This window comes from Streptomyces sp. NPDC054786, assembly GCF_053611685.1.
Genome location: NZ_JBSHAW010000033.1, coordinates 89,908 through 102,857 on the forward strand (window position 1 = coordinate 89,908; position 12,950 = coordinate 102,857).

Sequence of the window (12,950 nt, forward strand, 5' to 3'; positions counted from 1 at the left end):
CGGACCGACGAGAAGGGCCCCGGTACGGAATCCGTACCGGGGCCCTTGTCGTGCGCCGCTTACGGCCGGCGGGCCGAGGTCACGCGGTAGACGTCGTACACGCCCTCCACGCCCCGCACCGCCTTCAGCACATGCCCCAGATGCTTCGGGTCGCCCATCTCGAAGGTGAAGCGCGAGGTGGCCACGCGGTCACGGGAGGTCTGGACGGCCGCCGAGAGGATGTTGACGTGCTGGTCGGACAGGATCCGGGTGACGTCCGAGAGGAGCCGTGAGCGGTCCAGGGCCTCGACCTGGATGGCGACCAGGAAGACCGAGGACTGGGTGGGCGCCCACTCGACCTCCAGGATCCGTTCCGGCTGCCGGGACAGCGAGTCGACGTTGACGCAGTCGGCGCGGTGGACCGAGACGCCGTTGCCGCGGGTGACGAAGCCGATGATGGGGTCGCCGGGAACCGGCGTACAACAGCGGGCGAGCTTGACCCACACATCGTCGACGCCCTTGACGACCACACCGGGGTCGGCGCTGGAGCGGCGCTTGGAGCGCGGCCGGATCGGGGTCGACTCGGCGATGTCCTCGGTGGCCTCGTCCTGGCCGCCGAGCGCCTGCACCAGCTTCTGGACGACGCTCTGTGCGGCAACATGGCCCTCCCCGATGGCGGCGTAGAGCGAGGAGATGTCCGGGTAGCGCATCTCGTGCGCGAGCGTGACCAGGGAGTCGCCGGTCAGGATCCGCTGGATCGGCAGGTTCTGCTTGCGCATGGCGCGCGCGATGGCGTCCTTGCCCTGCTCGATGGCCTCGTCGCGGCGCTCCTTGGAGAACCAGCCGCGGATCTTGTTGCGGGCGCGCGGGGACTTGACGAAGCCGAGCCAGTCGCGGGAGGGCCCGGCGCCCGTTGCCTTGGAGGTGAAGACCTCCACCAAGTCGCCGTTGTCCAGGGTCGATTCGAGCGGCACGAGGCGCCCGTTGACCCGCGCTCCTATCGTGCGGTGGCCGACCTCGGTGTGCACCGCGTACGCGAAGTCGACGGGGGTGGCGCCGGCCGGCAGCGCTATCACGTCGCCCTTGGGCGTGAAGACGAAGACCTCGTTGCGGGACAGGTCGAAGCGCAGCGACTCCAGGAACTCGCCCGGGTCCTCGGTCTCCTTCTGCCAGTCCAGCAACTGCCGCAGCCAGGCCATGTCGTTGACGGTGTCCTGGCCGGAGCCCTTGCCGACGCCCTTGGGCACGTCCGTGCGCACCTTGGACGTGCCGGCGACCGCCTCCTGCTTGTACTTCCAGTGGGCGGCGATGCCGTACTCGGCCCGGCGGTGCATGTCGAAGGTACGGATCTGGAGCTCAACGGGCTTGCCGCTGGGGCCGATCACCGTCGTGTGCAGCGACTGGTACATGTTGAACTTGGGCATCGCGATGTAGTCCTTGAACCGGCCGGGGACCGGGTTCCATCGCGCGTGGATGGTGCCGAGGGCGGCGTAGCAGTCGCGGACGGTGTCGACGAGGACGCGGATGCCCACCAGGTCGTAGATCTCGGCGAAGTCGCGGCCGCGCACGATCATCTTCTGGTAGACGCTGTAGTAGTGCTTCGGGCGGCCGGTGACGGTGGCCTTGATGCGGGCGGCGCGCAGATCGGCCTGGACCTCGTCGGTCACTATGGCCAGATACTCATCGCGCTTGGGCGCCCGCTCGGCGACCAGCCGGACGATCTCGTCGTACATCTTGGGGTAGAGGATCGCGAAGGCGAGGTCCTCCAGCTCCCACTTGATGGTGTTCATGCCCAGGCGGTGGGCGAGCGGAGCGTAGATCTCCAGCGTCTCGCGGGCCTTCTTCTCCTGCTTCTCCCGCTTGAGGTAGCGCATGGTGCGCATGTTGTGCAGCCGGTCGGCGAGCTTGATGACCAGGACGCGCGGGTCCTTGGCCATCGCGACGACCATCTTGCGCACCGTCTCGGCCTGCGCGGCCTCGCCGAACTTGACGCGGTCGAGCTTGGTGACGCCGTCGACCAGCAGCGCGACCTGGTCGCCGAAGTCGCCCCGCAGGGTGTCCAGGCCGTATTCGGTGTCCTCGACGGTGTCGTGCAGCAGGCCGGCCATCAGCGTCGCCGGGTCCATGCCCAGCTCGGCGAGGATCGTCGTCACCGCGAGCGGATGGGTGATGTAAGGGTCGCCACTCTTGCGCTTCTGGCCGCGGTGCCAGCGCTCGGCGACCTGATAGGCCCGCTCGATCTGGCGCAGCGTCGCGGTCTCGATCTTGGGGTCATTGCCGCGGACGGCCCGCAGCAGCGGCTCCAGGACCGGGTTGTACGGGCTGGAGCGCTGGACGCCCAGCCGGGCGAGCCGGGCCCGTACCCGGTTGGGTGAGCCGGAGCGGCCGGCGGGGGTGGGCGCCAGCGGCTTGGGCGCGGCGGGCTGGTCGGCCTTGGCCGGCGGCTTGGCCGCGCGGGACGGCGAGGCCGGCTGGGGCGAGGAGGAGGCGGGCCCCGGCTTGGGCGCCGTAGGGGGCCCCTCGGCGGGGGTCCGGGACACGGCGGACCCGCCGGCCGGCGACCGGGGCGTGGCGGTGCCGTCGGACGCATCCTGCCGCTCGGGCTGGGGCGCGTCCGAGGAAGCCGCGTCCGCCGGCTTCGGCTCGTCCGGGCGCGCGGCGTCGGATCCCGCCGGACGCAGTCCGGGGGAGAGCGGCTGGGCCTCGTCTGGCAAGAGCACTCCTCAAGCGGTTCCGGACCCCAGGACCTCGAACGGGTCGGGGTGCCATGGTATCGACCCCGGGGCCGCGCCTCCCCCGCGGCCGGGGTTCCGTACATGACACAGCAGCAGGGGCACCCGAATTCTTCCGGATGCCCCTGATTGTGCGAAGGTGCTGTGCGCGCGTGGCTCAGACCGTGATCAGGGCCTCCAGCGGAGCGCCCTTCAGGCCCGGCTCCAGCCGCCGCCGGCCGGCCAGGAAGCCCAGCTCCAGCAGGACCGCCACGCCCGCGACCTCGGCGCCCGCCCGGCGGATGAGCTGCAGCGAGGCGTCGGCGGTGCCGCCGGTGGCGAGGACGTCGTCTATCACCAGCACCCGTTCTCCCGGGGCCAGCGCATCGGCGTGGATCTCGATCTCGGCGCTGCCGTACTCCAGCTCGTACGCCTGCCGCAGCGTCTTACGGGGCAGCTTGCCCGCCTTGCGTACGGGGACGAAGCCGACGCCGGCGCGCACCGCGACCGGGGCGGCGAGGATGAAGCCGCGCGCCTCCAGGCCCACGACCTTGTCCACCCGATGCCGCCCGCACAGTTCGACGAACGCCTCGGTCAGCGCGCCGAAGGCGGCCGGGTCGTCCAGCAGCGGGGTGATGTCCTTGAACACCACGCCCGGCTGCGGGTGGTCCGGTACGTCCGCGATCCGGCTGAGCAGCAGCTCGCGCAGGCCTGCGGGGGCGCTCATCGGCGCTTGCCCGACGGGCGGCCGCGTCCGCGGTTGCGGGAGGCGGGCTGCTGCCGGGGGCCGACGACCGCGGCGCCGTCACCGTTCTCGTCGTCCACCGCGGCGGGACCCGCATCCTGCGGGTCCTCCTGGCTCCCGCCCTTGGCCGCGGCCGCGGCACGCTTCGCCTTCACCCGCTTGGCCAGCGCCTTCATCTGCGGCTCACGGCCCTTCAGGTCGGCGACCAGCGGGGTCGCGATGAAGATCGAGGAGTACGCACCGGCGGCGAGACCGACGAACAAGGCCAGCGAGATGTCGTTGAGCATGCCCGCGCCCAGGACACCGCCGCCGACGAACAGCAGACCGGCGACCGGGAGCAGCGCCACGACGGTGGTGTTGATGGAGCGCACCAGGGTGCCGTTGATGCTGCGGTTGGCGATCTCGCCATAGGTGAAGCGGGTCTGCTTGGTGATGTCCTTGGAGGCTTCCTTGAGGCTGTCGAAGACGACGACCGTGTCGTAGAGGGAGTAACCGAGGATCGTCAGCAGACCGATGACCGTGCCGGGGGTGACCTCGAAGCCGACCAGGGCGTAGACCCCGACCGTGATCGTCAGGTCGTGGATCAGGGCGACCAGGGCGGCCAGGGCCATCCGCCACTCGAAGGCGATGGCCAGGTAGAACACCACGAGGACCATGAAGATCCCCAGGCCCAGCCACGCCTTGTCGGCGATCTGCTCACCCCAACTCGGTCCGACCAGCTGGGTGTTGACGTCCTTGACCGGGACGTTCAGGTCCTTGGCGAGCTCTTCCTGGACCGGCACCGCCTGCTTGGTGTCCAGACCGCTGATCTGGATGCGCAGGGCGTCGCCGCCGAGCTTCTGCACCACGGCCTGGTGGCCGCCGGCCACCGACTCCGCCTTGTGCTGTGCCTCCGAGGCGGAGACGGAGGTCTTCGGGGTGGTGAAGACCGCGCCGCCGGAGAACTCGATGCCCATGTTCAGGCCGCGCACCGCCAGGCCGACGATGGCCACGACGGTGATGAGGATCGAGACGCCGTACCAGATCTTCCGCTTGCCGATGAAGTCGTAGCCGACCTCGCCGCGGTAGAGCCGGGCGCCGATGCTTCCGAGCTTGGACATCTCACGCCTCCTTCGTCTGGGTGGGGGCGGCGCCGCGACGACGACGCAGCGGCGGCTTGGCGCCCAGGCGCTTGGGATCGAGGCCGGACCAGTGATGGCCTTCGGAGAAGAACTTCCGCCGGGCCAGCAGCGTCATCAGGGGCTTGGTGAAGAAGAAGACCACGACGACGTCGAGGACCGTGGTGAGGCCGAGCGTGAAGGCAAAGCCCTGCACCTTGCCGACGGTGACGGTGAACAGCACCGCGGCGGCCAGGAACGATACGAAGTCGGAGACCAGGATCGTACGGCGGGCCCGCGGCCAGCCCCGCTCGACTGCCGGGCGCAGGGTGCGTCCCTCGCGGATCTCGTCCCGGATGCGTTCGAAGTAGACGATGAACGAGTCGGCGGTGATACCGATGGCGACGATGGCGCCACAGACCGCCGGGAGGTTCAGCGCGAACCCGATGGCCGGGCCCAGCAACGTCATGATCGTGTACGTCAGGACCGCCGAGACGCCCAGGCTCGCCAGCGCGACCAGCGCCAGCCCCCGGTAGTAGGCAACGAGGTAGACGACGACCAGTGCGAGGCCGATGGCGCCGGCGATCAGACCGGCGTGCAGCTGCTCGCCGCCGAGCGCCGCGGTGACCGTGGTCTCGTCGTCGATCTTGAAGGAGAGCGGCAGGGCACCGTAGGAGAGCATGTTGCCGAGGTCCTCGGCGGTCTGCTGGGTGAAGCCACCGGAGATGGTGGCGTTGCCGCCCATGATGGCCTTGTCCACCGAGGGGGAGGAAACGACCGCGCCGTCCAGGACGATGCCGAACTGGTTCTGCGGCGGCGTCTTGGTGGCGAGCTTGCCGGTGATGTCTCCGAACTTCTTGCCGCCGTCGGAGGTGAAGTCCATCTGGACGATCCAGCCCTGGCCCTGCTGGGCGTCGAAGACGGCCTTGGCGTCGCTGACGTCCGTGCCCTCGACGCCGACGGGTCCGAGCACGTACTTCTGCGTGCCGTTGTCCTTGCACGCCACGATCGGGTCGGACGGCTTGGCGTTGGCGGCCTTCTCACCGGCGGTGGCGCGGCTCTTCTTCGTGGAACAGTCCAGCGCGTTGAGCTGCTTCTGGAGGGCCGGCGGGATGGCCGCGCCGCCCGGCGGCGTCGGCGGCGCCTGGGGCGCGGAAGGCTTGGCCGGGCCGGGAGGGGTGGGCTTGGCGGACGGTGCCTTCTTCAGCGAGTCCGTCACCGCGCGGCCCTGCGGCGTCGGCTTGGCGCCCGGCGACTGCGGCGAAGTGGCGTGCTGCTGACCCTTGGCCTTGTCGCCCTTGCCGTTCGCTCCGCTCTGGGAGGGGCCGGGCTTGGGCTGCTCGGGGGTCTTGGCACCCGCGGTGGTGGTCAGCACCGGCCGGAACCCGAGCTGGGCTGTGGTGCCGACCTGCTGGCGGGCCTGCTTCGCGTCCGTCCCCTTGGGGATGTTCACGATGATGTGGTTGCTGCCCTGCGTCTGGACCTCGGACTCGGTCACACCGAGACCGTTGACCCGTCGCTCCATGATGCCGGCGGCGGTTTTCATGTTGGTCTCGTTGATCGCGTTGGGCTTGCCCGGCTGGTTCTGGGCCGCCAGCGTGAAGCTGGTGCCGCCGGCCAGGTCGATGCCCAGCCGCGGCGTCAGCGTGCCGGAGTAGAACATGCCTCCGACCAGCCCCGCCATGGCGATGAGGACCAGGAGCAGGGTGCGGCCCGGATGCCCCTGGCTCGCGGGCCCCCTGCGGCCCTTCTTCGGTGCTGCCACCTTCTCGTATCTCCCTGTCCAACCCCTCGGCCCGGGTTGCCGGCCGAGGAGCCACGAAGTCTTGTGGGGACGTGCCCCCGCCGGAGCCTAGACCGTCACGGAACCGCGGTGCACGACATGCCACGCGTGCTCCGCGGTTCCGTGGGGGTACTACTTGGCTTCGTCGTCGCCGGACTTCTTGTCGTCCTTGGCGGTGTCCGCGTCGGCCTTGACGGTGTCCTTGGCGTCGTCGGCGGCCTTGGTGTCCTTGGCCTCGGCGGCGGGCTTGTCCTCAGCGGGCTCGGCGGCCGGGGTCTCGGCCTTGCCCAGGTCGATCTTGTCGCCCTTGTCGGCCGCTTCGGTGGCCTCGCCGGCGGTGCCGCCGGTCAGCGAGGAGGCGTCGTCCGGGACGACCGGCTCGTCGCCGTGGACCGGGTCGGCACCGTCCAGGATGCGGTTGTACTCCTCGTCCGCGAGCACCGCGCCGATGGCGTTCTTGGCGTAGATCGCGTGCACGCCGGGGGCGACCTCCAGGAGGACGGTTTCCTCATGGATTTCCTTGACGGTGGCGAACATGCCGCCGATCGTCCGGACGCCGGTGCCGGCCTGCATTTCGTTGCGCATCTGCGCGGCCGCCTGCTGCTTCTTCTTGGCAGACCGGGTCATCAGGAACATGGCCCCGATGAGGACGATGAAGGGGAGGAGAGTATAGATACTCACGGGACGGAATTCCTTCGCACGACCGCGGATGCGCGGTCTCATATACGGGGGTGGGTAGCCGTCCATACGAACGGCATCGGCGGAGTCTAGGCGAGTCCCTACCAGTGGAACAACGCCCAGCATCCCACCGCAGTTCCTGACCGTGCGAGTATCCGCGCCGTCACGCCCCGAACAAGCCCTGCTGCCCGCTTCCGCCTGATTGCTGCTGCGGCGGTACGAGGCCCAGGTGTGCCCACGCGGCCGGGGTCGCGATCCGGCCCCTGGGGGTCCTGGCCAACAGTCCTTCCCGTACGAGGAAGGGTTCGGCGACCTCCTCGACGGTCTCCCGCTCCTCCCCCACCGCGACCGCGAGGGTGGACAGGCCCACCGGGCCGCCGCCGAACAGCTTGAGCAGGGCCGTGAGCACGCCGCGGTCGAGGCGGTCCAGGCCGCGGGCGTCGACCTCGTAGACCTTGAGGGCCTGGGAGGCGATCTCGCGGGTGATCAAGCCGTCGGCCTTCACCTGGGCATAGTCGCGGACGCGGCGCAGCAGGCGGTTGGCGATACGGGGCGTGCCGCGGGAGCGGCCGGCGATCTCGGCGGCGCCCTCGGGTTCTATGTCGACGTCCAGCAGCCCGGCCGAGCGGTGGATGACCCGCTCCAGCTCGGCGGGGGCGTAGAACTCCATATGGGCGGTGAAGCCGAAGCGGTCACGCAGCGGGGGCGGCAGCAGACCGGCCCTGGTCGTGGCCCCGACCAGGGTGAACGGAGGGAGTTCAAGGGGGATGGCGGTGGCTCCCGGGCCCTTGCCGACGATCACGTCGACGCGGAAGTCCTCCATCGCCATGTAGAGCATTTCCTCGGCGGGCCGGGACATCCGGTGGATCTCGTCGAGGAAGAGGACCTCGCCCTCCTGGAGGGAGGAGAGGATCGCGGCGAGGTCACCGGCGTGCTGGATGGCGGGTCCGGAGGTGATCCGGATCGGGGCGCCCATCTCGGCCGCGATGATCATCGAGAGGGTCGTCTTGCCCAGGCCGGGCGCCCCGGACAGCAGGACATGGTCGGCGGTGGCGCCGCGGGCGCGGGCGGCGCGCAGCACCAGGTCGAGCTGTTCACGCACCCGCTCCTGGCCGACGAATTCCTCGAGGTCCTTGGGCCGCAGCGCGGCCTCGACGGCGGTGTCCTCGCCGTCCGCGTCGGCCCCGACCAGCCGGTCGGGCGCGCCCGTGGCGGCGTCCTCGGCGGTGTGCGGTGCGGTGTCGTCCCAGTTCACTGCGGAATGCCTCGCGGGGTCGGGGCGGCCGGGCCGCCTGCGTGGTCGTACGGTCGGGGGCGTGGAGCCCGGCCGGCTGCGGTCATCGCGCCCGGTTCAGAGTCTGCAGGGCCGCCTTGAGCAACTGCGGCACCTGGGGCGCACCGCCCTCGGCGACCGCCGCCTCGGCCTGCGGGGCGACCGCGGCGACCGCTTCGTCGGCCTCGCGGGTGGCATAGCCGAGCCCGATCAGGGCGGCGTGCAGCTGATCGCGCCAGCCGGCCGTGACGGCGCTGCCGACGCCCGCGCGGGCGGTGCCCATCGGTGCGCCGAGCCGGTCCTTGAGCTCCAGGAGCAGCTTCTGTGCGCCCTTCTTGCCGATGCCGGGCACGGCGGTGAGGGTCTTCTCGTCGTCGGTCGAGACGGCGAGGCGCAGGGTGTCCGGGGAGTGCACGGCCAGCATCGCCTGGGCGAGCCGGGGGCCGACGCCGCTGGCGGTCTGCAGCAGCTCGAAGGTCTGGCGCTCGTCGTCGTCGGCGAAGCCGTAGAGGGTGAGCGAGTCCTCGCGCACGACGAGGGACGTGGCGAGCTTGGCCTGCTGGCCGATGCGCAGGGCCGACAGGGTGTTCGGCGTGCACTGCACGGCCATGCCGACACCGCCGACCTCGACGACGGCGGTGTCCGGGGCGAGGGCCGCGACCGGGCCGGAGACGAAGGCGATCATCGGGTGCCCTTCTCGGGGGTCGGCCGGCGCGGGCCGGACGACGGGATGGTGGCGGGAGCGGCGCGGCGGGCCGCGGCATGCGCCTGCTGGAGGCGGTTGAGCGCGGGGGCGCGCCAGATGTGACAGATGGCGAGGGCCAGAGCATCGGCGGCGTCGGCCGGCTTCGGTGGTGCGTCGAGCCGCAGCAGACGCGTGACCATCGCGCCGACCTGGGCCTTGTCGGCCCGGCCCGATCCGGTGACGGCGGCCTTGACCTCGCTGGGGGTGTGCAGCGCGACCGGCAGTCCGCGGCGCGCCGCGCACAGCATGGCGACCGCGCTGGCCTGGGCGGTGCCCATGACCGTACGGACGTTGTGCTGGCTGAAGACCCGCTCCACGGCGACGTACTCCGGGCGGTGTTCGTCCAGCCAGGCGTCTATCCCGCGCTCGATCTCGACGAGACGGTGGGCGATATCGGCGTCCGCGGGAGTACGGACGACGCCGACGCCGACCATCGTCAGCGGGCGCCCCGCGACCCCGTCGACCACGCCGACCCCGCAGCGCGTCAGCCCCGGGTCCACCCCCAGCACCCTCATCGGTCCCCGCCCCTCGCGCTGTCGCTCACCAGTTCTCGGTCAGGGAGCGGATGCCCCCTGATCAGCACAGTAGTGGCTGCCACTGACAAACCGACGGGCCGACGGGGTGTGTCCCCGTCGGCCCGTCAGTCGACCGAGCGTGCCACGTCCGTCAGGCGTCGACCTTGGCCATCACGTCGTCCGAGACGTCGAAGTTGGCGAAGACGTTCTGCACGTCGTCGCTGTCCTCCAGCGCGTCGATCAGCTTGAAGATCTTGCGCGCGCCGTCTTCCTCCAGCTCGACCTGCATGGTCGGGACGAAGTTGGCGTCCGCCGAGTCGTAGTCGATGCCGGACTCCTGGAGGGCACTGCGGACCGCGACCAGGTCGGTGGCCTCGCTGAGCACCTCGAAGGACTCGCCGAGGTCGTTGACCTCTTCGGCACCCGCATCCAGGACCGCGCCCAGGACGTCGTCCTCGGACAGTTCGCCCTTGGGGACGATCACCACGCCCTTGCGGTTGAACAGGTACGACACCGAACCCGGGTCGGCCATCGAACCGCCGTTGCGGGTCATGGCGACGCGGACGTCCGAGGCGGCACGGTTGCGGTTGTCGGTGAGGCACTCGATGAGCACCGCGACACCGTTGGGGCCGTACCCCTCGTACATGATGGTTTCGTACTCGGCGCCACCGGCCTCAAGACCCGCACCGCGCTTGACCGCGGAGTCGATGTTCTTGTTGGGCACCGAGCTCTTCTTGGCCTTCTGGATGGCGTCGAAGAGGGTCGGATTGCCGTCCGGATCGGCGCCGCCGGTACGGGCGGCGACCTCGATGTTCTTGATCAGCTTCGCGAAGAGCTTGCCGCGCTTGGCATCGATCACGGCCTTCTTGTGCTTCGTCGTAGCCCATTTAGAGTGGCCGGACATCCGCCTGTCTCCTTCGCGTAACCAACGTCTGAAACGAACGCCACAGATCCTACCGGGGACAGGTCACACGGTGTAACTCCCGCCCATCGCCCGGCCACCACCGGCGAAGCCCTGAGCGCGCCGCACCATGTCCACGAACAGGGCGTGGACCCGGTGGTCGCCGGTGAGCTCCGGGTGGAAGGACGTGGCGAGGACGTTACCCTGCCGCACGGCCACGGTGTGCCCGTCGTACGTCGCCAGGACCTCGACCGCGCCGCCGACCGACTCGACCCAGGGCGCCCGGATGAAGACACCCTCGACCGGCCCGCCGGGGACCCCGGCGACGTCGATGGCCGCCTCGAACGACTCGTTCTGCCGCCCGAAGGCGTTACGGCGCACGATCATGTCGATGCCGCCGAACGTCTCCTGGTCCTCCCGGGCGTCCAGCAGCTTGTCCGCGACCATGATCATGCCGGCGCAGGTGCCGTAGACCGGCTTGCCCGCGCGGACGAAGGCACGGAGCGGCTCCAGCATGCCGAAGACGACGGCCAGCTTGGACATGGTGGTGGACTCGCCGCCCGGTATGACCAGGCCGTCGATCTCGTCCAGTTCCTCGGGACGGCGTACCGGCCGGGCCAGGGCGTCCGACTCGGCGAGCGCGGCGAGGTGCTCGCGGACGTCGCCCTGGAGGGCCAGCACACCGATCGTGGGGGTGCTCATCTATGGTCCTACCAGCCGCGGTTGGCGTAGCGCTCGGCCTCGGGGAGGGTGTCGCAGTTGATGCCGACCATGGCCTCGCCCAGGTTGCGGGAGACGTCCGCGATGACCTTCGGGTCGTCGTAGAAGGTCGTGGCCTTCACGATCGCGGCGGCGCGCTTGGCGGGGTCGCCGGACTTGAAGATGCCGGAGCCGACGAAGACGCCCTCGGCGCCGAGTTGACGCATCAGCGCGGCGTCGGCCGGGGTGGCGACGCCACCGGCGGAGAACAGCACGACCGGCAGCTTGCCGAGCTCGGCGACCTCCTTGACCAGCTCGTACGGGGCGCGCAGCTCCTTGGCGGCGGCGAACAGCTCGTTGTTGTCGTAGCCGCGCAGCCGGGCGATCTCGCCCTTGATCTGACGCATGTGGCGCACCGCCTCGACGACGTTGCCGGTGCCGGCCTCGCCCTTCGAGCGGATCATGGCCGCGCCCTCGGTGATCCGGCGCAGCGCCTCGCCCAGGTTGGTGGCACCACACACGAAGGGGGTGGTGAACGCCCACTTGTCGGAGTGGTTGACCTCGTCGGCCGGGGTGAGGACCTCGGACTCGTCGATGTAGTCGACGCCGAGCGACTGCAGGACCTGGGCCTCGACGAAGTGGCCGATGCGGGACTTGGCCATGACCGGGATGGAGACGGCGCTGATGATTCCGTCGATCATGTCGGGGTCCGACATCCGGGCCACGCCGCCGTCCTTACGGATGTCGGCGGGGACCCGCTCCAGGGCCATGACGGCGACGGCGCCCGCGTCCTCGGCGATCTTCGCCTCTTCCGGCGTGACGACGTCCATGATCACGCCGCCCTTGAGCTGCTCGGCCATCCCGCGCTTGACGCGCGCGGTTCCGGTCTCGGGGTGCTGGGACGTGGTGGGCGTGCTGGACACGGTGTGACCTCACTCAGTGCGGGTGGCTGTACTGCTGCGCCCACACAACCGTTAGTGAGTGGCCTGGGAAAAGGGCCAATTAGAGGTCAGTGGCTCGTCACCGCTGGGACTCGCACTCTCCGGCGCCCGTCCGCCGGGTGCCGGCTCCCGTTCAGTTCCCGGCCGAGCGGTCGTCCAGGACGGCCGGCGGCTCGTCGTCCATCTCGAAGGCCAGCGGAAACGGCGCATGGCCGGCGAGCCGCAGATAGCGCACCACCCGGTGGCGGCGGACGGCGCGGGCGGCCCGTACGGCATCGTTGTGGAAACGGCGGGCCATCGGGACCCGGCGCACCGCGGCGGTGAGTTCGGTGACCGTGCGTTCACCGCCCGGAGCCTCCCGTACGGCCTCCAGCTGGGCCTCCTCGGCGAAGATGGCCCGCAGCGCCTGGCTCAGTTCGCTCTCCGCGACCTCACGGTGGTCCTCCGCGGCCTGCCGGGCCTCGTGCGCGGCCTGGTAGAGGACGATCGAGGCGGCGGGATCGAGGACCCCCGAGGTGCCCACCTCCTGCGCGACGGACGCACGCCGGAGCAGTTGGGCGTCGAGGGCCGCCCTGGCCGCGTCGATGCGGGCGTGCAGGCGGTCGAGCCGCCCGGCCGTCCAGCTCAGATAGATGCCGATGAGGACGATCGCGGCGGCGATCCAGATGAACGTGGTCACGGGCGGTCACGATACGCGTCTGTGCGCTTTGCTTTGCGGCCCACGTTGTCGGCCGGCCCGCCGTGGGGGTTTGTCGCCGTTTGCCGCCCGCTGCGCGGTGCGCTCGCCGTTGCGCCTGCGGCGGGCGTTGCCGCTGCGCGGGGCTGCCGGGGTGCGGTGACGGGCCTCCGCGGGTGGGGTGCCGGACTGCTTCGCTTTACGTCC

12 protein-coding genes are annotated in these 12,950 nt (G+C 70.6%); all 12 read right to left on the reverse strand.

Annotation, left to right across the window (positions count from 1 at the left end; translation table 11 throughout):
• Window positions 1–59 precede the first annotated feature (59 nt).
• Entirely contained in the window at window positions 60–2,693 is a 2,634-nt protein-coding gene (locus ACWGI6_RS26495; RefSeq protein WP_453269818.1) for a RelA/SpoT family protein, read from the reverse strand.
• A 175-nt stretch (window positions 2,694–2,868) separates the two neighbouring features.
• On the reverse strand, window positions 2,869–3,417 hold the full coding sequence (locus ACWGI6_RS26500; RefSeq protein WP_453269819.1) for an adenine phosphoribosyltransferase: 549 nt from the start codon (window positions 3,415–3,417) through the stop codon (window positions 2,869–2,871).
• A complete protein-coding gene (gene secF, locus ACWGI6_RS26505) occupies window positions 3,414–4,535 on the reverse strand; it encodes a protein translocase subunit SecF (protein ID WP_453269820.1) in 1,122 nt (373 codons plus the stop codon). Before secF ends, ACWGI6_RS26500 begins: the two co-directional genes overlap by 4 nt.
• A 1-nt stretch (window position 4,536) precedes the next feature.
• Window positions 4,537–6,297 carry a protein translocase subunit SecD gene (gene secD / locus ACWGI6_RS26510; protein WP_453269821.1) on the reverse strand — a complete coding sequence of 587 codons (1,761 nt, stop codon included), beginning with the start codon at window positions 6,295–6,297 and terminating at the stop codon, window positions 4,537–4,539.
• Window positions 6,298–6,447: 150 nt separating this feature from the next.
• Window positions 6,448–6,996 carry a preprotein translocase subunit YajC gene (gene yajC / locus ACWGI6_RS26515; RefSeq protein WP_453269822.1) on the reverse strand — a complete coding sequence of 183 codons (549 nt, stop codon included), beginning with the start codon at window positions 6,994–6,996 and terminating at the stop codon, window positions 6,448–6,450.
• A gap of 160 nt (window positions 6,997–7,156) precedes the next feature.
• Complete coding sequence (ruvB, locus tag ACWGI6_RS26520) at window positions 7,157–8,248, reverse strand: Holliday junction branch migration DNA helicase RuvB (protein ID WP_393906095.1); 1,092 nt, start codon at window positions 8,246–8,248, stop codon at window positions 7,157–7,159.
• 82 nt (window positions 8,249–8,330) lie between these two features.
• A complete protein-coding gene (gene ruvA / locus ACWGI6_RS26525) occupies window positions 8,331–8,951 on the reverse strand; it encodes a Holliday junction branch migration protein RuvA (protein WP_453269823.1) in 621 nt (206 codons plus the stop codon).
• A complete protein-coding gene (gene ruvC, locus ACWGI6_RS26530; RefSeq protein ID WP_393906097.1) occupies window positions 8,948–9,526 on the reverse strand; it encodes a crossover junction endodeoxyribonuclease RuvC in 579 nt (192 codons plus the stop codon). The genes ruvA and ruvC overlap by 4 nt, the downstream gene beginning before the upstream one ends.
• A gap of 151 nt (window positions 9,527–9,677) precedes the next feature.
• Window positions 9,678–10,430 carry a YebC/PmpR family DNA-binding transcriptional regulator gene (locus ACWGI6_RS26535; RefSeq protein ID WP_453269824.1) on the reverse strand — a complete coding sequence of 251 codons (753 nt, stop codon included), beginning with the start codon at window positions 10,428–10,430 and terminating at the stop codon, window positions 9,678–9,680.
• A 63-nt stretch (window positions 10,431–10,493) separates the two neighbouring features.
• On the reverse strand, window positions 10,494–11,129 hold the full coding sequence (gene pdxT / locus ACWGI6_RS26540; protein WP_453269825.1) for a pyridoxal 5'-phosphate synthase glutaminase subunit PdxT: 636 nt from the start codon (window positions 11,127–11,129) through the stop codon (window positions 10,494–10,496).
• An 8-nt stretch (window positions 11,130–11,137) separates the two neighbouring features.
• Window positions 11,138–12,049 carry a pyridoxal 5'-phosphate synthase lyase subunit PdxS gene (gene pdxS, locus ACWGI6_RS26545; RefSeq protein ID WP_393906100.1) on the reverse strand — a complete coding sequence of 304 codons (912 nt, stop codon included), beginning with the start codon at window positions 12,047–12,049 and terminating at the stop codon, window positions 11,138–11,140.
• A gap of 151 nt (window positions 12,050–12,200) precedes the next feature.
• Entirely contained in the window at window positions 12,201–12,746 is a 546-nt protein-coding gene (locus ACWGI6_RS26550) for a LemA family protein (RefSeq protein WP_393906101.1), read from the reverse strand.
• Window positions 12,747–12,950: the final 204 nt, after the last annotated feature.